The sequence below is a fragment of the Salmonella sp. NW177 genome, assembly GCF_051811585.1.
Taxonomy (GTDB): domain Bacteria; phylum Pseudomonadota; class Gammaproteobacteria; order Enterobacterales; family Enterobacteriaceae; genus Salmonella; species Salmonella enterica.
Genome location: NZ_JAMMZV010000005.1, coordinates 154025 through 179217, shown reverse-complemented (window position 1 = coordinate 179217; position 25193 = coordinate 154025). Strand labels below are relative to the sequence as shown.

The following is a 25193-nucleotide window of genomic DNA, read 5'->3' as shown; positions in this document are numbered from 1 at the left end:
ACATTCGAACCCTCGCTGAAAAGCGGGGGTTTTTGCTTTTTGTCACAAAATTCATGGCGTCTGATCTGCTCTTCAGGTGCGTTTGTTTGCCGCTGCTTTTGCGGTCAATATGAGCTTTTGTTAGATTGCTTCATAATGCGAATATACTTATTATTCATGCGCCTTATATAATGATGTGAGCATTAAAGCAATGCCGGATAAGTGTAACGTATTAAAAAATATAAAAATATTCTTACTGGCCTTCTGCCTGACCGTTCCGGCTATTCTGCTATCTCGTCTCATTTCTCCCCGCGCCACAATTGATTCCAGCTATATCTTTCTGGCCTGGCTACCGCTCTGCGTCATGTTTTCCGTGCTGTTTTTATTTGGCCGCCGTGGCGTCGCGCCGATGGTAGGCGGAATGATGTTGACTAATGAATGGAATTTTCATTTACCTCTGCCACAGGCGATGGTGTTGCTATTTTGCCAGACGTTTCCCGTGTTGCTGGTTTGCGCTATCGTACGCTGGCAGCTGGGCGCGCGCTGGCGCTACGGAATACCCAACCAAGGCATCTGGCTACGCGTTTTCTGGTTAGGGTTAATGACGCCGTTTGGCATAAAAATCAGTATGCATCTGGCGGGGCACTACCTGGCTTTCCCGGTGACCATCTCTACCTTCTTTGGCACCGGCACCGCTATTTTCTCGATTGTTGATTTATTGAGTCTGATTTCTGCCGCGCTTATTTTTACCCTCTTTTTCTATTATCCGCTGCGGATGATAGTCAGCCCGCACTATATTCGTATTTTCTGGCGGAGGGATGTCGCTCCTTATCTCGCCAAAGAAAAACGCCTGTTTACGCTTCTTTGGTTTGCCACTCTGGCGACGCTATTAGCGGTGCTGTGTACGCCTTTCGAGACAAAGTATATTGCTGGCTATCTGGTGCCAGTCCTGTTCATTGGATTTACCATCGGCGTGGGGAAAATCAGCTATCCGCTGTTGAATTTTAGTTGGGCTCTCACTGCGCTATTCCTGCTTAGCTATAACCGCAATTTTCTGCAGGGCGTAGGCTCAGAATATTCGCTGGCATTTATCCTTTCAGTTCTCATTTCTTTTAGTATTTGTTTGTTATATATGGCGCGGATTAATCAGCGCAGCGAATGGTTGAATCGACAGTGGCACTCGCAGGCATTAACCGATCCGTTGACGCAACTGCCTAACCTGCGTGCGCTGGAGCAGTTTCTTTTACAGGATGCCGGGCAAAGCGTGTGTTATCTACGCATGGAAAACCTGGAATTTCTGAGCCGTCATTACGGTATGCAGATGCGCGTGCATTGCGAACGCGAGGTGTTTCGCGTGTTGCAGCCGCTGCTGCTGGAAAAGGAGAAAATTTTCCATCTGCCGGGCAGTGAATTATTGCTGGTATTGACGGGACCGGAGACGGAAGCCCGCCTGCAATATATGCTCAATGTGCTTAATAACCGCAAAATTTACTGGAACAATACCGGTCTGGACATGGAATACGGCGCATCGTGGGGAACATTTGATGGTCGCCAGGAAACCTTGCAACCGCTGTTGGGGCAATTAAGCTGGCTGGCGGAGCAATCCTGTTCGCACCGTCGGGTGCTTGCACTGACCCAGAGTATTGAAGCCGCTTCCGGGCAGACGACGGAACGGGTGCTGCGGTTGCAGAAAATCCGTCAGGCGCTGGAGCGCGGCGCGCTTGTTTTGTATGCGCAACCCATTCGCGACTCGCAGGGAAAAGGGTATGACGAGATTCTGACGCGGCTTCGGTGCGACGACGGTATCATGATGCCCAATCAGTTCATTCCGCTTATCGCCCAGTTTAACCTGAGCGTACGGTTTGATATGCAGGTGATGGAAGCGCTCCTGCAATGGTTGTCCGCGCATCCTTCGGCGGAGCAGGGGGCGCGTTTCTCGGTTAATTTGATGCCGCTGACGCTGCTGCAAAAAGAGACGGCGTCGCGCATTATGCAGCTTTTTAAACGCTATGGCGTCCCGCCTGCTTCGGTCATCATCGAAATTACTGAAGAACAGGCCTTCTCTCATTCCGAAATCAGTATGCACAATATCAACCAGTTGCGTAAGTTTGGCCTAAAAATCGCCATTGATGATTTCGGCACCGGCTATGCAAACTATGAACGGCTAAAACGCCTCAAGGCGGACATCATTAAAATCGACGGTTGTTTCGTAAAAGATATTCTGACGGACTCCCTGGATGCGATGATCGTGAAATCCATCACTGATTTAGCGAAAGCGAAATCGTTGAGCGTCGTGGCTGAGTTTGTTGAAACGCCTGCGCAGCGCGATCTGCTATTGCAGCTTGGCGTACACAGTTTGCAGGGATATCTGATTGGCCGCCCGCGCCCGTTAGGTAAATAAGCGGCATAAAAAAACCGGGGATAGCTCCCCGGTTTCTACATTAAACCCAGACTTACAGTACCAGCGCCGCGATAGAGGCGGACAGTACGCTCACCAGCGTAGAACCGTAAACCAGTTTCAGACCAAAACGGGAAACCACGTTGCCTTGCTCTTCGTTCAGGCCTTTAATCGCACCCGCAATAATACCGATGGAAGAGAAGTTCGCGAAGGACACCAGGAAGACGGAGATAATGCCTTCAGCGCGTGGAGAGAGGGTAGAGGCGATTTTCTGCAGATCCATCATCGCCACGAATTCGTTGGAAACCAGTTTGGTCGCCATGATACTTCCTACCTGCAGCGCTTCACTGGACGGTACGCCCATTACCCATGCGACCGGGTAGAAGATGTAACCCAGAATGCCCTGGAAGGAGATGCTGTAGCCGAACCAACCGGTAACCGTTGCGAACAGCGCGTTCAGCGCCGCGATCAGCGCGATGAAGCCGATCAGCATCGCCGCGACGATAATCGCCACTTTAAAACCTGCCAGAATGTACTCGCCCAGCATTTCGAAGAAACTTTGGCCTTCATGCAGGTTCGACATCTGAATATTTTCTTCGCTGGCATCAACGACATAGGGGTTGATCAGCGACAGAACGATAAAGGTGCTGAACATGTTCAGAACCAGCGCTGCGACCACATATTTAGGGTCCAGCATGGTCATATACGCGCCCACGATAGACATGGAAACGGTAGACATTGCGGTCGCCGCCATGGTGTACATGCGGTTACGGGACATTTTGCCGAGGATATCTTTATAAGCGATAAAGTTCTCAGACTGGCCGAGGATCAGCGAGCTGACGGCGTTAAAAGACTCCAGTTTGCCCATACCGTTTACTTTGGACAACAGGAAACCAATAGCGCGGATGACCACTGGCAGAACGCGGATATGCTGAAGAATACCGATCAACGCGGAAATAAAGACGATCGGGCACAATACTTTCAGGAAGAAGAACGCCAAACCTTGATCGTTCATACTGCCAAAGACGAAGTTTGTCCCTTCGTTGGCAAATCCGAGCAGTTTTTCAAACATCTCGGAGAAACCTTTTACGAAGCCAAGGCCAACATCCGAGTTCAGGAAGAACCAGGCCAGTAATACTTCGATAACAAGTAACTGAATGACATAACGAATGCGAATTTTTTTACGGTCACTGCTAACCAGCAGTGCGAGTACCGCAACAACGGCAAGCGCCAGGACAAAATGAAGGACGCGGTCCATATTTGCTCCAAATATGAGGCAGGTTTAATTTTCGTGCACATTCTATGCAACAGCCGTAAAGAAAACGAGATCCAACACACACTATAATAAGGACCTGTGACGAGATTCAAAATTAGTGATCTGTAATACACTTTTACTGTACTGAATATGAAAATGAAAAGTTATATCAGTGTGCTAATCTTGTAATGTTAAGCCAAACTGCTCTGATACAGGTCGTCATCGTATCGGTCTATCGTTTCACACTATCAAAGTAATCACCCGTACCCATTGAAATGCACTTGATAATCATTATCAATAAACATAGCATGAAACATAGCAAAGGCTATGTTTTTGAGGCAAAAGATGACTGACAATCGCGTAGAGAATAGCAGCGGACGGGCGGCGCGCAAGCTAAGGCTCGCATTAATGGGACCTGCGTTCATTGCCGCGATTGGTTATATCGATCCAGGTAACTTCGCGACCAATATTCAGGCCGGCGCCAGCTTTGGCTACCAGCTACTCTGGGTGGTGGTCTGGGCGAACCTGATGGCGATGCTGATTCAAATCCTTTCGGCAAAACTCGGAATCGCCACGGGCAAGAACCTGGCGGAGCAAATTCGCGACCATTATCCGCGCCCGGTAGTCTGGTTTTACTGGGTACAGGCGGAAATCATCGCGATGGCCACCGATTTAGCTGAATTTATCGGCGCGGCAATAGGTTTTAAGCTGATCCTGGGCGTCTCTTTATTACAGGGCGCGGTATTGACCGGTATCGCGACGTTTCTGATTTTAATGTTACAACGCCGCGGTCAAAAACCGCTTGAAAAAGTCATCGGCGGTTTACTGCTTTTTGTCGCCGCTGCTTACATTGTGGAGCTGTTTTTCTCTCAGCCTGATATGGCGCAGCTCGGCAAAGGAATGGTTATCCCGGCGCTACCGAACCCGGAAGCCGTATTCTTAGCCGCCGGCGTGCTTGGCGCGACGATTATGCCGCATGTGATTTATCTGCACTCGTCATTAACACAGCATCTGCACGGCGGAACGCGGCAACAACGGTACTCAGCAACGAAATGGGATGTCGCTATTGCCATGACGATTGCCGGTTTTGTCAATCTGGCAATGATGGCGACCGCCGCGGCGGCGTTTCATTTTAGCGGCCACACCGGCATCGCCGACCTCGATCAGGCATACCTGACGCTGGAACCGTTACTAAGCCATGCGGCGGCAACGGTGTTTGGTCTTAGTCTGGTAGCGGCAGGGCTTTCCTCCACTGTGGTAGGGACTCTGGCGGGGCAGGTGGTGATGCAAGGGTTTGTCCGTTTTCACATTCCGCTGTGGGTACGGCGCACCATTACCATGCTGCCCTCATTTATTGTGATTTTGATGGGGCTGGACCCTACCCGAATTCTGGTGATGAGCCAGGTGCTGCTGAGTTTTGGTATTGCGCTGGCGTTGGTGCCGCTCCTGATTTTCACCAGTAACGCTACGCTAATGGGCGAGCTGGTGAACACGCGGCGGGTAAAACAGATTGGCTGGATAATTGTCGTGCTGGTCGTCGCCCTGAATATCTGGTTGCTGGTTGGAACGGTGATGGGGTTGTCATAAAGACAGAAAGATAGCAGGCCCGATGCGTGGGCGTCATCGGGCTGTTATTCAGCAGGAGGCTTAGTGATGATGTTTGTGACCCCGGCCTCGCCCGCGATGATCGTCGCGATCGCGCCAGCCTTCCCGATAACCGCGTTCATACGCTTTACGCTTATCCCAGCCGCGATGATAGCCGTTGTCATGGCGCCACCAGCGATTTTTACGCCATTCATAATGGTTGTGCCAGTAATCACGGTCGCGCCAGCGACCACCGTCCCAGTAGTTACCGTAATCATCGCGATCGCCAATCTGTAATTTTATTGAGGGCAACAGGGTGATTTCGCCCGCATTCGCGGCAAGCGGTGTAAAAGCCAGCAAGGCTGCCGCCAGAATCAGTGACCTGAACATACTTTCTCTCCTTCACGATCGAGCCGTCGCCGGCCTGTTAATGCAATATTACAAAGCAGTAAAGATTTGTTTCATCGCCTTAACTCTTAAATCATGAAGGAGAGCATTTTTTGCTAAAACCGGCCCTCCAGAATAGCGTCAATTTCTGCACATTCCGCCGCCGAAAAACGGCGATTGGCCAGCATTCCCACGGCGTCTTCGATTTGCGACGGTTTGCTGGCGCCAATCAGTACCGAGGTAACGTTATCGTTACGCAGCACCCAGGCGAGCGCCATCTGAGACAATTTTTGGCCCCGTCGCGCAGCCAGTTCATTCAACTGGCGAACTTTTTCCAGTTTGTCGGCGGTAATCTGTTCTGGTTTAAGGAAACGGCTTCCGCTCGCCGCGCGGGAATCTTCCGGAATGCCATTCAGATAACGGTCAGTGAGCTGCCCGCCCGCCAGCGGCGAGAAGGCAATACTGCCGACGCCTTTTTCCTGCAACAGCGCCAGCAGCCCGTCCTCTACCCAACGCTCAAAAAGCGAATATTTAGGCTGATGAATCAGGCAAGGCGTGCCGAGATCCTCCAGAATATCGATAGCTTGTCTGGCCAGATCGGCAGGATAGTTAGAGATCCCCACATACAACGCTTTGCCCTGGCGCACAAGGTGATCTAACGCTTTCATCGTCTCTTTAAGCGGCGTTTCGGGATCGGGACGATGGTGATAAAAGATATCGACATACTCCAGCCCCATACGTTTCAGGCTTTGATCGAGGCTGGCGATAAGGTATTTCCGTGAACCCCAGTCGCCATAAGGGCCATCCCACATGGTGTAGCCCGCTTTGGTGGAGATGATCAATTCATCGCGCCACGGTAAAAAATCTTCCTGCAGAATGCGGCCAAAATTGCATTCTGCGGAGCCCGGCGGCGGCCCATAATTATTGGCGAGATCAAAGTGGGTAATGCCCAGATCGAACGCGCGTTGCAGCAGCGCCCGGCTATTTTCTATCCGTGTCGCATCGCCGAAGTTGTGCCATAACCCCAGCGAAATAGCGGGAAGTTTGACGCCGCTACGCCCGCAGCGACGATACTCCATTGTGTGATAACGATTTTCATCGGGCTGATAAATCATGACCTTTCCCCCTGTGGCGTGAATAAATAGTGTATACGGTTACACTCGCCAGGCGGTATCCGGATTTTACTGTTTGCCGCTGTAAACATTGTTTTCCAGGCTTTCATCCCCGTCGTGCTGGACAGCCATCGGCATTCCTTAATACTCAACATAATGTCAACGTCAAAAGGAAAGCTGTCATGCAAAACCCCTATACCGTGGCCGACTATTTGCTGGACAGACTGGCAGGATGCGGCATTGGCCATCTTTTTGGCGTACCGGGCGATTATAACTTGCAGTTTCTTGACCATGTGATTGACCACCCGACCTTGCGTTGGGTGGGATGCGCCAATGAGCTGAACGCCGCTTATGCCGCGGACGGTTATGCGCGCATGTCGGGCGCTGGAGCGCTACTCACCACCTTTGGCGTGGGAGAACTTAGCGCTATTAACGGTATCGCGGGCAGTTACGCGGAATATGTCCCGGTCTTGCATATCGTCGGCGCGCCCTGTAGCGCTGCGCAGCAACGTGGCGAATTGATGCACCATACCCTCGGTGACGGCGATTTTCGTCATTTTTATCGCATGAGTCAGGCGATATCCGCTGCCAGCGCAATATTGGATGAACAGAACGCCTGTTTCGAGATTGACCGCGTATTGGGTGAAATGCTTGCCGCACGCAGGCCAGGATACATCATGCTGCCCGCCGACGTGGCGAAAAAAACGGCCATCCCGCCTACGCAGGCGCTGGCGTTGCCCGTGCATGAAGCGCAAAGCGGCGTGGAGACGGCTTTTCGTTACCACGCCCGTCAGTGCCTGATGAACAGTCGGCGCATTGCTCTATTGGCCGACTTTCTTGCCGGGCGTTTTGGTTTACGACCACTGTTGCAGCGCTGGATGGCGGAAACGCCCATCGCTCATGCGACACTACTGATGGGGAAGGGGCTTTTTGATGAACAGCACCCGAACTTCGTTGGCACCTATAGCGCTGGCGCCAGCAGCAAAGAAGTGCGTCAGGCCATAGAGGACGCCGATAGGGTTATCTGCGTCGGCACCCGTTTTGTCGATACCCTTACGGCCGGATTTACCCAACAATTGCCGGCGGAACGCACGCTGGAGATTCAGCCTTACGCGTCGCGCATCGGCGAAACCTGGTTCAACCTCCCGATGGCGCAGGCGGTGTCTACGCTGCGCGAACTGTGCCTGGAATGCGCTTTTGCGCCGCCGCCGACGCGTTCCGCCGGACAGCCAGTGCGGATTGATAAGGGAGAACTGACCCAGGAAAGCTTCTGGCAAACCTTACAGCAGTATCTCAAACCCGGCGATATTGTCCTTGTCGACCAGGGGACCGCCGCCTTTGGCGCTGCCGCGCTGTCGCTTCCTGACGGCGCGGAAGTTGTGGTTCAGCCGCTGTGGGGGTCTATCGGCTATTCCTTGCCCGCCGCGTTTGGCGCGCAAACCGCCTGTCCCGATCGGCGGGTGATTCTGATTATCGGCGATGGCGCGGCGCAGCTCACGATTCAGGAGATGGGCTCGATGTTACGCGACGGGCAGGCGCCGGTCATCCTGCTGCTCAACAATGACGGCTATACCGTAGAGCGCGCCATTCACGGCGCGGCCCAGCGGTATAACGACATCGCGAGCTGGAACTGGACGCAGATACCACCGGCGCTAAACGCGGCGCAACAGGCGGAGTGCTGGCGGGTGACGCAGGCTATCCAACTGGCAGAGGTCCTCGAACGGTTGGCGCGCCCACAACGTCTGTCATTTATTGAAGTGATGTTGCCAAAAGCCGATCTGCCGGAATTACTGCGTACCGTGACCCGGGCGCTGGAAGCCCGCAACGGGGGATAATGGCCCCCGCTGCGCCGGATTAGGGTTCGTGACGGTTGGCGGCCAGCAACGGTTTTCCCGCCAGCAATAGCCAGGCGGGGAGCATCACAATGCAGAGCAGCGGCAGCAGATTGGTATCCGGTACGACGACTGCCGCCATAAACAGACTGAGCCAGCCGTCGCGCGTCACTACCAGCACTAAGCCAAGAATCGCGCAGGAGACGGTAATCGCCGCGGGTACGGCCTCAACATGGGCATGGAGCATGAGCCCCAGCGCCGCGCCGATAAACACAGCCGGAAAAATGCGCCCGCCGCGAAAGCCGCTCGCCGCCGCGATGACCAGCGCAGCGAGTTTGACGACGGCTAAGGTAAAATAATCTCCCGCGCCCAACGTCTGGCTAAACGCCATTTGTTGCATTTCGTCCAGGCCTTTAAACAGGGTAAGCGGCCCGCCAATGACGCCCAGAATACCCAGTATAAAACCGCCAATGCCGAGAATCAGGACCGGATTTTTCAGTCGGTGCAGCAACTCATGCAGACGCGGAAGGCACCAGACGGCGACCATCCCGGCGGCAATGGCGATCGCCGCGACGATCGCTCCGCTGGCAATGTCCACCAGCCGCATCTGCGTGTAATGGGCGATGGGTAACGAAAAATGCGGATGAAAGAACAGGCTGGTGGTGAGTGACCCCGCCGCTGCCGCCATTAACGGCGCAAATAGGCGATCCCACATGGGAATATCGTTAGAGCCGCTAAGCGTTTGCGAAAAAATCAGCGCTGCGGCGACGGGCGTGCCGAACAGCGCGCCGATGGTGCCCGCAGAGGCCAGAATCGTCCAGTCTAACGCCGTGATACGCGGAAACAGGCGGGAGCCGAAAGCCGCCGCCAGCGCGATATTTATTGTCATTATCGGATGCTCTGGCCCCAAACTTACCCCACCAGCAAGGCCGATGATTAAGGCGAGAAGCAGCCCGGGCAGCGCAGATGGCGAGACCGGCATACTGATTAACGGTTCGATGGCCGGATCGGGGCCAGCGTGTCCGGGACTGTAACGGATAATCAAACCCACCACGATCCCGGTTAGCGTGAGCATACCCACTATCCAGAACGGCGAATCATAAGCGATGCCGATGCTGGTGGGCAGTCGTTGCCAAAGAAATTGCTGAAAAACCGACGCGACTTTCATCGAGGCGATTAAAACCAGGCTTGACGCTACGCCAATAATCAGCGCGGGGAGCGACAGCAGCAGCATCGTTCGGGCACGCGGGTGGAACATAATCTCTTCCTTACACGGGGTCGTATACCTATTTTGCACAGCCTGCCCGACGGCATTGCTGCAATTGGTGCTGAAACAAGAAAGTAATTCTGTGATGAAGATCTATATTTATAGGCAGTCAGCCTGATGGCCGTTGTTGTTATGCCCCCATGAATTTACAGTGTGACAAAGACTTATTTTGACTTTAGCGGAGCAGTAGAAGAATGACAAAGTATGCTTTAGTAGGAGATGTAGGCGGCACGAATGCGCGTCTTGCCCTGTGTGATATCGCCAGTGGAGAAATCTCGCAGGCCAAAACGTATTCCGGCCTGGATTATCCCAGTCTTGAGGCCGTGGTGCGCGTTTATCTCGATGAGCATAGCGTCAGCGTGGAAGATGGTTGTATCGCCATAGCCTGCCCGATTACCGGTGACTGGGTAGCGATGACTAACCATACCTGGGCTTTTTCTATTGCGGAAATGAAAAAAAATCTCGGCTTTAGCCATCTGGAAATCATCAACGATTTCACCGCCGTGTCGATGGCGATCCCGATGCTGAAAAAAGAGCATTTAATTCAGTTCGGCGGCGGCGAACCGGTAGACGGCAAACCTATTGCGGTGTATGGCGCGGGAACCGGCTTGGGCGTGGCGCATCTGGTGCATGTGGATAAGCGTTGGATTAGCCTTCCGGGCGAAGGCGGGCATGTCGATTTTGCGCCTAATAGCGAAGAAGAAGCTATGATTCTGGAAATATTGCGCGCCGAAATTGGCCACGTTTCCGCCGAGCGCGTGCTGTCTGGCCCGGGGCTGGTGAATCTTTACCGGGCGATTGTTAAGTCCGACAACCGTCTGCCGGAAAATCTGCGCCCGAAAGATATTACCGAACGCGCCCTGGCGGATAGCTGTATCGATTGTCGCCGCGCGTTGTCGCTCTTTTGCGTCATCATGGGGCGATTTGGCGGCGATCTGGCGTTAACCATGGGAACATTTGGCGGCGTTTATATCGCTGGCGGTATTGTCCCGCGCTTCCTGGAATTTTTTAAAGCGTCCGGCTTCCGTGGTGGCTTTGAAGATAAAGGCCGCTTTAAAGATTATGTACACGGAATTCCGGTCTATCTGATTGTCCATGATAATCCTGGCTTGTTAGGCTCCGGCGCGCATCTGCGCCAGACATTAGGCCATATTCTATAAGTCAGATGGCGGCATAAACGCCTTATCCGGCCTACAAAAGTGTGTCATCTGTAGGCCTGATAAGCGCAGCGTCATCAGGCAATTAATCATTCTCTTGCCAGTCTCAAACCGCGTGCCTCACGCGGTTTTTTTCATTGCCTTTCCTGTGCATGAATGCTTCAACTGTCTGAATTGTTTCACTTTACTCTTGCTGAGCGAAAGGTCAAACACCAGCGCGTTGAGTCATCATGTCATGGCAGTTAGTCAGGCGAAAACAGGGATTTATTTTACTATACGTATCCGGTTCGCTGCCTTATTTACGGTTTCATCGCGGCATCTTGCTGGAAAGGATCCTCATTTTCGGGGAAATGTCCCTGAAAAACACCGCAATATGACATGATCGAATACCATTATCATTAGTAAGGATTTTGGTTAAAGAGGAAAAACCACAAAATCAAAAGGGGATTATTTGAGATAAGGTTTATTGACAGGAAATTATCGTCGGCTGCGCCACGTTACGTAAATTCAATGATATCAATTTGTTAATAATATGATTTGTTTGATGCTATAACTGACACGTTTAAAAAGTAAGTTTTTACGCTTGTTCCTCTTTTTTGACGCTAAAAATATTTTCATTAGCCTCTCGACAGGAAGAAAATTTTCAGGCTATTTTCTAAAGGAGCCACCATCGTGGCAGCGTCGCTCGGACGGTCCGGGCGCTAACGTTAATCTGAGGATATTATGGCTGACTTCCGCCCTGAACGTCGCTTTACGCGTATCGATCGCCTTCCGCCCTATGTTTTTAACATCACCGCTGAACTCAAAATGGCTGCGCGTCGGCGCGGTGAAGATATTATTGATTTCAGTATGGGTAATCCTGATGGCGCAACCCCTCCCCACATTGTCGAAAAACTTTGCACCGTCGCGCAGCGTCCGGATACGCACGGTTATTCCACGTCCCGCGGCATACCGCGTTTACGCCGCGCGATTTCTCACTGGTATCAGGAACGTTATGATGTCGATATCGATCCGGAAACCGAAGCGATTGTGACCATCGGTTCCAAAGAGGGACTGGCGCATTTAATGCTGGCGACGCTGGATCATGGCGATACGGTTCTGGTGCCGAACCCCAGTTACCCGATTCATATCTATGGCGCCGTTATCGCCGGGGCGCAGGTGCGTTCGGTTCCATTGGTAGAGGGGGTGGATTTCTTCAACGAGCTGGAGCGCGCTATTCGCGAAAGTTATCCGAAACCGAAAATGATGATTTTGGGTTTTCCGTCTAACCCTACGGCCCAGTGCGTCGAACTGGAATTTTTTGAAAAAGTGGTCGCTCTGGCTAAACGTTATGATGTGCTGGTGGTGCACGATCTGGCGTATGCCGATATCGTGTACGACGGCTGGAAAGCGCCATCCATTATGCAGGTGCCCGGCGCGCGCGACGTGGCGGTCGAATTTTTCACACTGTCGAAAAGCTATAATATGGCGGGCTGGCGTATTGGGTTTATGGTGGGCAATAAAACCCTGGTCAGCGCGCTGGCGCGCATTAAAAGTTATCACGATTATGGCACCTTTACCCCGCTTCAGGTGGCGGCTATCGCCGCTCTGGAAGGCGATCAGCAGTGCGTGCGCGATATCGCCGAGCAGTATAAACGTCGTCGCGATGTGCTGGTGAAGGGGCTGCATGAGGCGGGCTGGATGGTTGAAATGCCGAAAGCCTCAATGTACGTCTGGGCGAAAATCCCGGAGCAATATGCGGCGATGGGATCGCTTGAGTTTGCCAAGAAGCTGCTGAATGAGGCGAAGGTTTGCGTTTCTCCAGGGATAGGCTTTGGTGATTATGGCGACACCCATGTACGCTTTGCATTAATAGAGAATCGCGACCGCATTCGCCAGGCCGTCAGAGGGATTAAAGCGATGTTCCGCGCCGATGGCGTGCTGCCGTCACATCCAAAACCCGTTGAGGCGAGCACGGAGTAGAAAAGCAAACAGGAGCCCCATGGCTCCTGTTTTTCTTTGCATTGTACTTTTAAATCATCAGGGCGAAAGTACCGGCCCAAACGATGACCATAAATGAAATGCCCATAAAGAAATATTTCACGTTTCATCTCTCCGCGTACCTGTCGTACGCCTAAATGAACTTACACTTACCTGATTATAGAGAGTTGATGCCGGACAATACGAAATTGAGAATTATTCGTGTTTCGACCGCCTGCATCACCTCAGAATTCTGCGCGTCATCGCTCCAGACGGCGCTAATGTACGCCTAAAAATGAGGTGAAACAAGAGGCATTTTCTTATTTACTTTTAGTAACTTACAAGTGTCGGGAATCGGCGACAGTTTAATTTCTGACAGTGATGAATCGCTATTGAGCGACGCCGCCGACACAGTAAAAAATCGCCTGTAAACATGAGACTTATCGCTAAAAGCAGGAATGAGTAATTTACGATATGAATATTATGGCAATGCGAAATGCCAAAATAAAAGGCCTTGCGGCCTTTTTCAGATGTAGAGTGACGCTTCCCCCAACGGGCGAGTCTTGAAACGGCGATGGATCCAGAGATATTGCTCCGGGGCGCGCATGATCTCTTTCTCAATAATTTTATTCATATAGGCAGCGGCTTGATTTTCATCTGCCGGGTAACCTTCCATTTCAGGGGTAATATACAGACGATAACCCGAGTTATCGGATTTCCTGACCATTGTAACGGTCAACATGGCGGCGCCAGACAGCCTGGACAGTACATAGGTGCCGTTGGTGGTGGCGACGTTTTCAACCGCGAAAAATGGCGCAAAGGAGCTGCCTTTAGGGCCGTAGTCCTGGTCGGGAGCAAACCAAACGGCTTCCCCTTTTTTTAGCGCGCCCACAATGCCGCGCAGATTGTTTCTGCCGATCATCGCTTTATTTGAGCGCATACGACCGCGCGTCTGCACCCACTCCATGAGCGGATTGTTATGCGGACGATAGGTCGCCATCATCGGCTGGCAGAGACCCATTACCCGGCCTCCCAATTCCAGCGACATAAAATGCACGCCAACGACCATTACGCCGCGATTTTGCGCCTGCGCACGGGTAAGGTTGTCCAGCCCGTCCACATCAAACCATTTGCGAACCCGGCTATCAGGCCAGAACCAGGCCATGCCCGTTTCAAGCAGCGCCATGCCAAGAGAGTGGAAATTCTCGGCGATCAGTTTTTCCCTTTCTTCCCGGGAGAGGGTCGGAAAACAGAGTTCAATATTTTTCTGGGCGATCGACTCACGTCGCTTCAGGAAGGGGCGCGCCAGCTTACCGGTGCGGGTGCCCAGAAAACGCAAAACCGGGTAGGGAAGCTGCACCAGTAACCAGAGGACGCCAACGCCAAACCACGTCAGCCAGTAGCGCGGGTGCAAAAACGCGCGTGAAAATTTGCTTTGAGGAAACATAAAATACCTTCTGTAGATACGAAAATAATGTATCGCAGAAGAGTCATTATCCGCAGCGGTACACTCTGAAATACGCATCATCCTTCAAGTTGCGTTCGCTTATCCGAAGCACTTACTTGAGTAAGCTCATCAGGGTAACTTGAATGATTTACGTATAGTTAGGCCATCATGTACGACAATGGTTCCCGTAAGGAGTGTAAAACTAAGTCAGTACTAAACCACGAGGGCATGAACGCCAGGCAGGCTAATGTACCACCAGTTATTTACTCGCGCCCAGAAATTCTTTATCAAGAAGCGTAAATATTTCTCCCGTAGCAAAAATAAGCTAATCATTATTTTTAATGCATTGTTTTTACAGTGATAATTTTATTTCAGACGAAGGTCATTGAAAAATGATTAAAAAAATAAAATGTGAGATAAATGTTATGGAAATGACGGGCTGATAAGGTTTATCTTAAAGGAGAAGTGAGAGGGACCGTAAGGCTATATGGAAGCCTTGCCATAGACAGGAGGTATTATAGATGATCTATTTATGGACATTTCTTGCAATAAGTATACTTGCCGTGAGTGGCTATATCGGTCAGGTGATGGGGGCTTTTTCTGCGGTTTCTTCTTTTACGGGAATGGTTATCCTTGCCGCGCTGATTTATTTACTCAATGTATGGTTGCAGGATGGCGATGACATCGTTAGCGGATTATTGCTTTTTCTCGCACCGGCATGTGGGTTAATTATTCGCTTTATGGTGGGATACGGTAAGCGTTAGTCAGTACATACCCTTCATACTTCAAGTTGCTGATGTGTTGGCTACGGATTACTCGGCCCATTCATGGGCCTCGCCCTGACGGGCCGTCGCACGCGATGTTCAAACCTGTTCCCGGCAGATTTGTCGTTCACCCCAGTCACATCGTTATCTATGCTCCTGGGGACTCACTCCCTTGCCGCCTTTAAGCAACTCGAATTATTTTGGGTATACACGATGTCAGCGAATAGATAGCGCCGACAATGTCGGCGCTTCTGTTCCCCGGGAAGGCTAATCGTTTATTGTGCGTCCGCAAGCTGCAGTGAGTCCTGATTATGTAACGCATTCTGGCGCTGGCGTTCCAGTTCCAGCGCGCCGCGATGGGAGAGGTAACAGAATAGAATGCAGCACACGATGCCGCCCATCAGAAGATAAAATCCGCCGTACCAGCCAAGTTTATCCACCATTACACCAAACAGGCTGGTGCCCAACGAGGCGCCGAAAATATAGCTCATGAACCCACGTAAACCGACGGCGGAACCTACGGCAAAGCTGGGGACTATCTCCATTGTCTGTACGGACGCGAGGAACTGCGGGACGTAAATCAGACAACCTACAATGGCGGCGAAAATCGTTACCATCAGCAAAGATTCACTTTTCCAGTATCCGATCAGACAGACAAAAATCAGCGCCATGCAAATCATGGCTAACGGCATTCTGCGGCCCTTAAACAGTTTATCTGACAGCCAGCCTGCCAGTAGCGTAGAGGGAATCGCCGCCCACTCGAAAAAGAGAAACGCGACGCTCATCTGTTCTTTTGAAAAGTGTTTTACTGTCAACAGATAGATAGGTAACCAGCTAATCATGCCAAACCGCACCATATAGACGAAGACATCCACCAGCGAAATATACCAGGCATTTTTATTGCGCAGCACATAAGTACAGAAGATTTGCCATGCGCTCATATTTTCCGGCGCTTTTGCCGTATTCTTCGTTTTCAGTACGACTTTTTCTTCCGGCATCATCTGTTCCAGGGAGGGAAGACCTTCTTCGCGCGGCGAACCTTTTCCCAAGACCAGAACAATTAAGGCAAAAATGACGGCGACGCAGGCCGGAACGATATAACTGGCGCTTTGCCAGTGTTCGTTGCCCAATATCGCAAAAGCCGCACCGACGATAGGCGCGACGATCCCGCCGCCAACGTTATGCGAGATATTCCAGAAGGCGCCTACGCGTCCGCGCTCCCGACGAGGGAACCAGTTTGCAATAGTAATAAACGAGGGGCCGACGCCCATGCCCTGAAAAAGGCCATTGAAGACCACCAGAGCGGCAAATATCCAGAATGCGCTACTGAATCCCAGCCCAACGTTAACAATCGCGCAGAGTACCAGACCGCACGCCATGAAGACTTTTGGGCTGGCTTTATCCGCCAGACTGCTCATTACGCCTTTACTGATTCCGTAAGCAATAAGCATACAGCTACTCAGCAGGCCGATTTGCGTAGCGCTGAGATCCAATTGCTCTTTTAAATAAGGCGTCGATAATGTGAAGTTGTTTCTGACTATATAGTAAGCGAGATATCCCAGAAATACGCTTAACAATGCCTGTATACGATATCGACCATACGTAGCCTGGACTTTTTCCGGTGGGACTTTATGCGCCGATTGCCCTGTTTTTAATATTGTTAACATGGAGTCACCTGTATTTTATAGTGAGATGAACATCAGGAGGTTTTGTCGGTAGAGTGAAAGGAGTGACAATAAAATTCAAGTCGAAGAAATGTGTCAAAATTGACTCAATTGGGTGAATTTAAAGGTTATTTTTGACCCATCCTGAAGGGTGTGGTGAAACTTTAATTATTGGCATGGCCGTTTTATCGTTAGCATGTGCGGATATTAACAAATTTGCTGCCAGTGATCTGATACGCTTTATTGATGTTTTCGGGCGACGGACCCGTTATTATTCAAATAACGTTGTTCTGGATGCCAACAGAAATAAAAGGGTAAGTTTTGTCTCAATATTTTCTTTATGTGATATCGATATTTATGAACGGGATCACAAATCGACTTTTCTCATGCTGTAGTCGTTTCGCCAGAGTGGGCGCTTTTACGCTATGGCTGGCGGCAATGTTCGGTTCTTGCCAGGCGTACAGCCGCGAGCTGGTGATGGCAACGACCTTTTCACCCAGCGCGACCGCCTGGATTATCCAGCGCTGGCAGACGGAGCCGGGTTCCGTCATGATTCGTACGCTCAACCGTACCAGCGGTTCTTTAGAGCAATTACTTGATACGGCGAATGCGGAAAATGTCGATCTGATCCTGACGTCATCCCCCATGCTGTTGCAACACCTTCAGGAGCACCAAAAGCTGGCGCTATTGGATAGCGCGCCTGCCGCCAGCCAGAAGCTGGTGCCGCGTTCTATCCGCTCAACTTCAGTGGCGGTAGCGGTATCCGGATTTGGGCTATTGATCAATCGTTCAGCGCTCGCTGCGCGCCATCTTCCGCCGCCTGCCGACTGGCAGGATATGGGCCAGCCCAGTTACCAGGGCGCTCTATTAATGAGCAGTCCGTCACGCTCAGACACCAATCATTTGATGGTGGAGTCGCTGTTGCAGCAAAAAGGCTGGACGGCAGGGTGGGCGACGCTGCTGGCAATCTCGGGTAATCTGGTCACGATTTCCTCTCGCAGTTTCGGCGTAGCGGATAAAATCAAAAGCGGGCTTGGCGTTGCCGGGCCGGTCATTGATAACTATGCTAATTTGCTACTTAACGATCCTAATCTTACTTTTACCTATTTCCCGTATTCTGCGGTGTCGCCCACTTACGTCGCGGTGTTGAAAAACAGCCGTCATGCAGACGAAGCGCGTGCTTTTATTCATTACTTATTAAGTCCGAAAGGGCAAAGGATACTGGCTGACGCGAATACCGGTAAGTATCCCGTCGCACCGCTTAGCGCCGATAATCCTCGCGCCGCGCAACAACAGCGTTTGATGGCCCAGCCGCCGTTGAACTATCGTCTGATCCTGAAGCGTCAGCAACTGGTACAACGCATGTTTGATACCGCGATCAGTTTTCGTCTTGCGCAGCTTAAAGATGCATGGCGAGCGTTGCACAGCGCAGAAACGCGGCTTAAACGCCCCTTACCTGAAATCAGAGCCTTATTGACCAGCGTCCCGGTGGATGCGGCAAGCAGCGAAGATGAAACCTGGCTGGCGCAGTTTGATAATAAAAGCTTTGCCGAACAAAAAATGATGGAGTGGCAGATCTGGTTTCTGAACAATCAGCGGCTGGCGATTCACAAACTGGAAGAGCTGAAATGAAGGGGAGATTATTGCAACGGCTTCGTCAGCTCAGTATCAGCAACAGTTTACGGGGTGCATTTTTAACGGGCGCATTACTGACGCTGATTGTCAGTATGGTCAGCCTTTATTCCTGGCATGAGCAAAGTTCACAGGTTCGCTATTCGCTTGATGAATATTTTCCTCGCATCCACTCCGCTTTTTTAATTGAGGGGAACCTGAATCTGGCCGTGGATCAACTCAATGAATTTTTGCTGGCGCCGAACACGACGGTACGTTTGCAGTTACGTACGCAGATTATTCAGCATCTGGATAAGATTGAGCGTCTCAGTCAGGGGCTTCAGCTTGCTGAACGCCGGCAACTGGCCGTCATTTTACAGGATAGCCGGACCTTGCTGGCGGAGCTGGACAACGCCCTCTACAACATGTTTTTGGTGCGGGAGAAAGTCAGCGAGCTTTCCGCTCGCATTGACTGGCTCCATGATGATTTCACCACGGAGCTAAATTCGCTGGTACAGGATTTTACCTGGCAGCAGGGGACGCTACTCGATCAAATTGAGGCGAATCAGGGCGACGCGGCGCAGTACTTGCAACGTTCGCGCGAAGTGCAGAACGAGCAGCAGCAGGTATATACCCTGGCGCGAATTGAAAATCAGATTGTTGACGACCTGCGCGACAGATTGAATGAGCTCAAGTCCGGCAATAATGACGGGATGCTGGTGGAGACCCATATTCGTTATCTGGAAAACCTAAAAAAAACGGCGGATGAGAATATTCGTGCACTGGATGACTGGCCCAGTACGATCACGCTGCGGCAAACCATCGACGAACTATTGGAAATCGGGATGGTAAAAAATAAGATGCCCGATACCATGCGCGATTATGTTGCGGCGCAAAAGGCCTTACTGGACGCCAGCCGCGCCAGAGAGGCTACGCTAGGGCGCTTTCGCACGCTGCTTGAGGCGCAGTTAGGTAGTAGTCACCAGCAAATGCAGACGTTCAATCAACGCCTGGAACAGATTGTCCGCGTTAGCGGCGGGCTTATTTTAGTGGCGACGCTCCTGGCGTTGCTGCTGGCGTGGGGACTCAACCACTATTTTATCCGTTCCCGGCTGGTAAAGCGTTTTACCGCGCTTAATCAGGCTGTGGTACAGATAGGGCTGGGGAGAACCGACTCGACTATCCCGGTTTACGGGCGCGATGAGCTAGGACGGATAGCCCGTTTGCTGCGTCATACGCTGGGCCAGCTCAATATGCAACGCAGGCAGCTTGAACAAGAGGTCGCCGAGCGCAAAGAGATAGAGGCCGATCTGCGCGCCATGCAGGATGAGTTGATTCAGACGGCGAAACTGGCGGTAGTCGGCCAGACCATGACCACGCTGGCGCATGAAATTAACCAGCCGCTGAATGCGCTTTCAATGTATTTATTTACGGCGGGACGCGCGATTGAACAAGGTCAGAGCGGACAGGCGAGAAATACGCTCACCAAAGCGGAAGGGCTCATTAACCGGATTGACGCCATTATCCGTTCGCTGCGGCAGTTTACCCGCCGGGCGGAGCTGGAAACGCCATTGTATCCCGTTGATCTGCGCCAAACCTTCGTGGCGGCATGGGAGCTATTAGCCATGCGCCACCAATCCCGGCAGGGAGCGCTTTCACTGCCAACCGACACCGTATGGGTTAGCGGCGATGAAGTGCGTATTCAGCAGGTTCTGGTGAATGTGCTGGCGAATGCGCTTGACGCCTGTTCGCATGATGCGGCGATCGCGGTGACGTGGCAGACGCAGGGAGAGGCGCTGGAGGTTTATATTGCAGATAACGGCCCTGGCTGGCCTGTGGCGCTGTTGCCCTCTTTACTCAAGCCGTTTACCACCAGTAAAGCTGTCGGGTTGGGTATTGGGCTGTCGATTAGCGTGTCGCTGATGGCGCAAATGAAGGGCGACCTGCGTCTGGCGTCGACGCTGACGCGTAACGCTTGCGTGGTGCTGCAATTCTCGGTAACGGATGTCGATGATGTTGAATGATGAATGTTCTATTTTGCTGATTGATGATGACGTTGATGTACTTGACGCCTATACCCAAATGCTTGAGCAGGCAGGCTACCGCGTGCGTGGCTTTACCCATCCTTTCGAGGCCAAAGAGTGGGTAAAAGCGGATTGGGAGGGGATCGTTTTGAGCGATGTGTGTATGCCGGGGTGTTCCGGTATCGATCTTATGACGCTGTTTCATCAGGATGACGATCAACTGCCAATCTTATTGATTACCGGACATGGCGATGTACCGATGGCGGTTGATGCGGTGAAAAAGGGCGCCTGGGATTTTCTGCAAAAACCCGTCGATCCGGGCAAGCTGTTGATATTAATTGAAGACGCGCTACGCCAGCGCCGGTCGGTCATTGCACGGCGGCAATATTGCCAGCAGACGTTACAGGTTGAACTGATTGGGCGCAGCGAGTGGATGAATCAGTTTCGACAACGGTTACAACAACTGGCGGAAACGGACATTGCCGTATGGTTTTACGGTGAGCATGGCACTGGACGTATGACTGGCGCCCGTTATCTCCATCAACTGGGGCGTAACGCGAAAGGGCCGTTTGTACGCTATGAACTGACGCCGGAGAATGCCGGGCAGTTGGAGACATTCATCGACCAGGCGCAAGGAGGCACGCTGGTGTTGAGTCATCCCGAATATCTGACACGCGAACAGCAGCACCATCTGGCGCGTTTACAAAGCCTGGAGCATCGGCCTTTTCGTTTGGTGGGCGTTGGCAGCGCTTCGCTGGTGGAGCAGGCGGCAGCTAACCAGATTGCGGCCGAGCTTTACTACTGTTTCGCCATGACCCAAATCGCCTGCCAGTCTCTTTCTCAGCGACCGGATGATATCGAGCCGTTATTTCGCCATTATCTTCGAAAAGCCTGCCTGCGGCTCAATCATCCAGTGCCGGAAATAGCGGGGGAATTACTGAAAGGAATAATGCGACGCGCCTGGCCAAGCAATGTGCGCGAACTGGCTAATGCGGCGGAGCTTTTTGCTGTTGGCGTGCTGCCGCTGGCGGAAACGGTCAACCCGCAGTTGCTTCTGCAGGAGCCGACCCCGCTTGACCGGCGCGTTGAAGAGTATGAGCGACAAATTATTACCGAAGCATTAAATATTCATCAGGGACGAATTAATGAAGTGGCGGAGTACCTGCAAATTCCCCGTAAAAAACTTTATCTGCGCATGAAAAAATATGGTCTAAGTAAAGAGCATTATAAATTCTGATATTACAGTTACTTTCAATCTGGCTGACAACATCAGCAACGATGTCGTTAGCCAGATAACGTCGCATCACCGTAATGGTAAATCATTCCATCATGATTATAGATTGCTTATTATTCACCTGAGCATCAAATTCTATTTCTTAACTTCAATATAAGGTAAAAATGCGTCAAGTTCTCTGGCGTAATAAATGTACTCTTGTCCGACGATTTGACAAGATGAAAACTTCATCACCTCTCCAGATTACATCTGAATATGAGGACAAGAGAAATGAAAAAACATGCTATTGCAGTAATGATGATCGCCGTATTTTCTGAGTCGGTTTATGCGGAGTCTACCTTATTTATTCCGGACGTCTCTCCTGATAGCGTCACGACATCCCTTTCTGTGGGGGTGTTAAATGGTAAATCCAGGGAGCTGGTTTATGATACCGACACCGGGCGGAAGCTGAGTCAACTGGACTGGAAAATAAAAAATGTCGCCACGTTGCAGGGGGATTTATCATGGGAACCCTATTCGTTCATGACGCTGGACGCCCGCGGCTGGACGTCTTTGGCGTCGGGATCGGGTCATATGGTTGACCATGACTGGATGAGCAGTGAGCAGCCTGGCTGGACCGATCGTTCAATTCATCCGGACACCAGCGCCAACTATGCTAATGAATACGATTTGAACGTGAAAGGTTGGTTATTGCAGGGCGATAACTACAAGGCGGGCGTGACAGCGGGCTATCAGGAAACCCGTTTTAGCTGGACGGCAAGAGGCGGGTCTTATATTTATGATAATGGTCGGTATATTGGTAACTTTCCTCATGGCGTGCGCGGCATAGGTTATAGCCAGCGTTTCGAAATGCCCTATATCGGGCTAGCGGGTGATTATCGTATTAATGACTTTGAGTGTAATGTACTGTTTAAATACAGCGACTGGGTAAATGCGCATGATAATGACGAACACTACATGCGCAAACTTACCTTCCGCGAAAAAACGGAAAATTCACGATATTATGGCGCTTCTATTGACGCCGGATATTATATTACCAGTAATGCAAAAATCTTTGCTGAGTTCGCTTACAGTAAATATGAAGAAGGTAAGGGCGGTACGCAAATCATAGATAAAACCAGCGGTGATACGGCGTATTTTGGTGGCGATGCCGCAGGTATAGCTAATAATAACTATACGGTTACCGCGGGGTTGCAGTACCGCTTCTAGACCACATCAGGATGTCATCGGTCATAACCGGCCGATGACGACTTTTTGCTGAACGTATGGCATGTCCGGTGATATTGCATAGGGACAATAAAAGCAACATGAAAGGGAAACCGCTCGAAAGACTATGCAGCAAGAAGAGAATTTCCTGGGTATCAATGGTGTCCCCTGCAGGAATCGAACCTGCAACTAGCCCTTAGGAGGGGCTCGTTATATCCATTTAACTAAGGGGACAACGCGGCGCCAGTATAGCGTTTTTTATTCGCCGGAGTAAGTGTAGCGCCGCCTGACTGGTTAAACCGTCGCCACTCAGCGCTGTTTTTCCGCTTTTTTCCGCTCCCGTTCCAGGCGCTCGCCGCGTAGCCTCGCTTCTTCCTTACGTTTATTGCTCATATCGTTGCGGATCTGCGCGTGGCTCATCAATGCGAAAATAAAGGTGCCGCCGCAGATATTTCCGGCAAGTGTGGGAAGGGCGAAGGGCCAGAGAAAGTCGCTCCAGGGCAGCGTGCCGTTGAAAACCAAATACAAAATTTCAACGGAACCGACGACAATATGGGTGGTATCGCCCAGCGCGATAAGCCAGGTCATCAAAATAATGACCACAATCTTTGCCCCGCCTGCTGCAGGAAACATCCATACCATTGTGGCGATGATCCAGCCAGAGATAATCGCGTTGGCAAACATCTCCGTTGGGCTATTTTTCATGACCTCCATACCAATTTTGACAAAGGCGTCGCGGGTCTCTTCATCAAATATAGGCATATATTCAAATGCCCACGCCGCAACCCCGGTGCCAATAAGGTTACCCAATAAGACTACGCCCCATAAGCGCATCAGCAGGCCAACGTTACTCAGAGTGGGATTTTGCATTACCGGCAATACGGCGGTAACGGTATTTTCAGTAAATAATTGCTGGCGGGCCATGATGACAATGATAAAACCAAAGGTATAGCCGAGATTTTCCAGTAAAAAGCCGCCGGGAACGCCTTCAAGCTGCACGTGGAAAATTCCTTTCGCCAGGAGTGATGCCCCCATAGAAAGTCCTGCGGCAATGGCTGACCAGAGCAAAGCCATCGCATCGCGTTCCATCTCTTTTTCACCATCCTGGCGAATATGTTCATGAATCGCCATGGCGCGGGAAGGAAGACGATCTTCATCCACTTCAATCTCTTTACCGCTTTGTTTTTCTTCGCTTTCAACTTCCAGGTCACTGCTGTGCCGGTTAATTTTATCGTCGTTAAGGCTATCCATGATGATCTCTGCTGATTAATACATATTAATAAAGCGTAGCGGTTTTTCATTTACCCAGGCCGGGGCATTCTCCGAAAAAATAAAAATGATCACGCTCGTTTTTATCTGTTTCGTTAGAATAGGGCCGTCACGTTGTTGCGTTACCAGGCTATGCTCAGAGCAATGAGATCGCGCATATAGACATCGTTTGACGTGCTGTTAAAATCGCTCACACCTAAACAGGCGGATACGGTAGCGTTCCGTCATGGATGGCAATCAGCGATAGCCATAATTCACAGGGAGACATCTATGAAGCTTCGCCTGTCGGCGCTGGCGCTGGGAACCACACTGCTGGTCGGGTGTGCGAGTTCCGGTACAGAACAGCAGGGGCGTTCAGACCCATTTGAAGGGTTTAACCGCACCATGTACAACTTCAACTTTAATGTGCTGGACCCGTATGTTGTTCGGCCGGTCGCGGTCGCCTGGCGTGATTATGTTCCACAGCCTGCGCGTAACGGTTTAAGTAATTTCACCGGCAACCTCGAAGAACCGGCGATCATGGTGAACTATTTCCTGCAGGGCGATCCTTATCAGGGTATGGTGCATTTCACCCGTTTCTTCCTGAATACCTTATTAGGGATGGGCGGCTTTATTGACGTCGCGGGAATGGCGAATCCTAAGCTGCAGCGCGTTGAACCGCATCGCTTTGGCAGTACGCTGGGCCATTATGGCGTGGGGTATGGGCCTTATATGCAACTTCCGTTCTACGGCAGCTTCACGCTGCGTGAAGATGGCGGGGATATGGCGGATACCTTGTATCCGGTGCTCTCGTGGTTGACCTGGCCAATGTCCATAGGAAAATGGACTATCGAAGGGATAGAAACCCGCGCGCAGTTGCTGGACTCCGATGGTTTGCTGCGCCAGTCTTCCGATCCTTATATTATGGTGCGCGAGGCGTACTTCCAGCGTCATGACTTTATCGCCAATGGCGGAAAACTCAAGCCGCAGGAAAACCCGAACGCGCAGGCGATTCAGGACGAACTCAAAGAGATCGACTCGGAATAAACGGCAGTAAATAAAAAG

20 protein-coding genes and 1 tRNA gene are annotated in these 25193 nt (G+C 51.3%); 12 read left to right on the top strand and 9 right to left on the bottom strand.

Features of this window, described 5'->3' with window-relative positions; genetic code table 11:
- Window positions 1–190: 190 nt before the first annotated feature.
- Window positions 191–2380: an EAL domain-containing protein gene (locus NA986_RS15585; RefSeq protein ID WP_001112944.1), complete on the top strand. Its 2190-nt coding sequence runs from the start codon at window positions 191–193 to the stop codon at window positions 2378–2380.
- Between the two features lie 52 nt (window positions 2381–2432).
- Here NA986_RS15585 and nupC read toward each other — a convergent pair whose 3' ends face one another.
- Window positions 2433–3635 (bottom strand): nucleoside permease NupC, encoded by a 1203-nt coding sequence (gene nupC, locus NA986_RS15580; RefSeq protein ID WP_000376347.1) that lies wholly within the window; start codon window positions 3633–3635, stop codon window positions 2433–2435.
- Between the two features lie 272 nt (window positions 3636–3907).
- Here nupC and NA986_RS15575 point away from each other — a divergent pair, with 272 nt between their 5' ends.
- Window positions 3908–3985, top strand: coding sequence for a hypothetical protein (locus NA986_RS15575; protein WP_418144572.1), 78 nt, complete (start codon window positions 3908–3910; stop codon window positions 3983–3985).
- Window positions 3978–5219, top strand: a complete 1242-nt coding sequence (locus NA986_RS15570) for an Nramp family divalent metal transporter (protein WP_000131734.1) — start codon at window positions 3978–3980, stop codon at window positions 5217–5219. Before NA986_RS15575 ends, NA986_RS15570 begins: the two co-directional genes overlap by 8 nt.
- A gap of 60 nt (window positions 5220–5279) precedes the next feature.
- On the opposite strand, the gene ypeC is transcribed toward NA986_RS15570, so the two are convergent.
- On the bottom strand, window positions 5280–5606 hold the full coding sequence (gene ypeC, locus NA986_RS15565) for a DUF2502 domain-containing protein YpeC (RefSeq protein ID WP_000490091.1): 327 nt from the start codon (window positions 5604–5606) through the stop codon (window positions 5280–5282).
- Window positions 5607–5719: 113 nt separating this feature from the next.
- Window positions 5720–6718, bottom strand: coding sequence for an L-glyceraldehyde 3-phosphate reductase (gene mgrA, locus NA986_RS15560; protein WP_000640278.1), 999 nt, complete (start codon window positions 6716–6718; stop codon window positions 5720–5722).
- 179 nt (window positions 6719–6897) lie between these two features.
- On the opposite strand from mgrA, the gene NA986_RS15555 reads away from it, so the two are divergent.
- Window positions 6898–8550 carry an alpha-keto acid decarboxylase family protein gene (locus NA986_RS15555; RefSeq protein ID WP_001180858.1) on the top strand — a complete coding sequence of 551 codons (1653 nt, stop codon included), beginning with the start codon at window positions 6898–6900 and terminating at the stop codon, window positions 8548–8550.
- A gap of 19 nt (window positions 8551–8569) precedes the next feature.
- On the opposite strand, the gene NA986_RS15550 is transcribed toward NA986_RS15555, so the two are convergent.
- Entirely contained in the window at window positions 8570–9805 is a 1236-nt protein-coding gene (locus tag NA986_RS15550) for an ion channel protein (RefSeq protein WP_023216157.1), read from the bottom strand.
- Between the two features lie 203 nt (window positions 9806–10008).
- On the opposite strand from NA986_RS15550, the gene glk reads away from it, so the two are divergent.
- Together glk and alaC are read left to right on the top strand one after the other, a co-directional pair.
- Complete coding sequence (gene glk / locus NA986_RS15545; protein WP_000170380.1) at window positions 10009–10974, top strand: glucokinase; 966 nt, start codon at window positions 10009–10011, stop codon at window positions 10972–10974.
- Between the two features lie 720 nt (window positions 10975–11694).
- Window positions 11695–12933, top strand: coding sequence for an alanine transaminase (alaC, locus tag NA986_RS15540; RefSeq protein ID WP_000763118.1), 1239 nt, complete (start codon window positions 11695–11697; stop codon window positions 12931–12933).
- A gap of 49 nt (window positions 12934–12982) precedes the next feature.
- Here alaC and ypdK read toward each other — a convergent pair whose 3' ends face one another.
- Window positions 12983–13054 carry a membrane protein YpdK gene (gene ypdK / locus NA986_RS15535; protein ID WP_010723117.1) on the bottom strand — a complete coding sequence of 24 codons (72 nt, stop codon included), beginning with the start codon at window positions 13052–13054 and terminating at the stop codon, window positions 12983–12985.
- A gap of 402 nt (window positions 13055–13456) precedes the next feature.
- On the bottom strand, window positions 13457–14377 hold the full coding sequence (gene lpxP, locus NA986_RS15530) for a kdo(2)-lipid IV(A) palmitoleoyltransferase (protein WP_000484431.1): 921 nt from the start codon (window positions 14375–14377) through the stop codon (window positions 13457–13459).
- A gap of 521 nt (window positions 14378–14898) precedes the next feature.
- Between lpxP and NA986_RS15525 the strand changes: the two genes are divergently transcribed.
- The gene (locus NA986_RS15525) at window positions 14899–15141 is read left to right on the top strand and encodes a YfdY family protein (protein WP_000639889.1); all 243 of its coding nucleotides are present in this window, start codon (window positions 14899–14901) and stop codon (window positions 15139–15141) included.
- A gap of 275 nt (window positions 15142–15416) precedes the next feature.
- Here NA986_RS15525 and pgtP read toward each other — a convergent pair whose 3' ends face one another.
- Window positions 15417–16808, bottom strand: a complete 1392-nt coding sequence (gene pgtP, locus NA986_RS15520) for a phosphoglycerate transporter PgtP (protein WP_000955739.1) — start codon at window positions 16806–16808, stop codon at window positions 15417–15419.
- 435 nt (window positions 16809–17243) lie between these two features.
- Between pgtP and pgtC the strand changes: the two genes are divergently transcribed.
- The 4 genes from pgtC to pgtE all read left to right on the top strand — a co-directional run bounded on the left by pgtC (window position 17244) and on the right by pgtE (window position 22883).
- Window positions 17244–18437 (top strand): phosphoglycerate transport regulator PgtC, encoded by a 1194-nt coding sequence (pgtC, locus tag NA986_RS15515; protein ID WP_023216155.1) that lies wholly within the window; start codon window positions 17244–17246, stop codon window positions 18435–18437.
- Window positions 18434–20440, top strand: coding sequence for a two-component system sensor histidine kinase PgtB (gene pgtB, locus NA986_RS15510; RefSeq protein WP_000678493.1), 2007 nt, complete (start codon window positions 18434–18436; stop codon window positions 20438–20440). Before pgtC ends, pgtB begins: the two co-directional genes overlap by 4 nt.
- Window positions 20430–21677 carry a two-component system response regulator PgtA gene (pgtA, locus tag NA986_RS15505; protein ID WP_000930843.1) on the top strand — a complete coding sequence of 416 codons (1248 nt, stop codon included), beginning with the start codon at window positions 20430–20432 and terminating at the stop codon, window positions 21675–21677. Before pgtB ends, pgtA begins: the two co-directional genes overlap by 11 nt.
- 267 nt (window positions 21678–21944) lie before the next feature.
- Window positions 21945–22883: an omptin family outer membrane protease PgtE gene (gene pgtE, locus NA986_RS15500; protein WP_000716011.1), complete on the top strand. Its 939-nt coding sequence runs from the start codon at window positions 21945–21947 to the stop codon at window positions 22881–22883.
- Window positions 22884–23039: 156 nt separating this feature from the next.
- Here pgtE and NA986_RS15495 read toward each other — a convergent pair.
- A tRNA-Arg gene (locus NA986_RS15495) sits at window positions 23040–23114 on the bottom strand.
- A gap of 75 nt (window positions 23115–23189) precedes the next feature.
- Window positions 23190–24131, bottom strand: coding sequence for a formate/nitrite transporter family protein (locus tag NA986_RS15490; RefSeq protein ID WP_000377772.1), 942 nt, complete (start codon window positions 24129–24131; stop codon window positions 23190–23192).
- A 288-nt stretch (window positions 24132–24419) separates the two neighbouring features.
- On the opposite strand from NA986_RS15490, the gene mlaA reads away from it, so the two are divergent.
- The gene (gene mlaA, locus NA986_RS15485) at window positions 24420–25175 is read left to right on the top strand and encodes a phospholipid-binding lipoprotein MlaA (protein WP_000776787.1); all 756 of its coding nucleotides are present in this window, start codon (window positions 24420–24422) and stop codon (window positions 25173–25175) included.
- Window positions 25176–25193 lie beyond the last annotated feature (18 nt).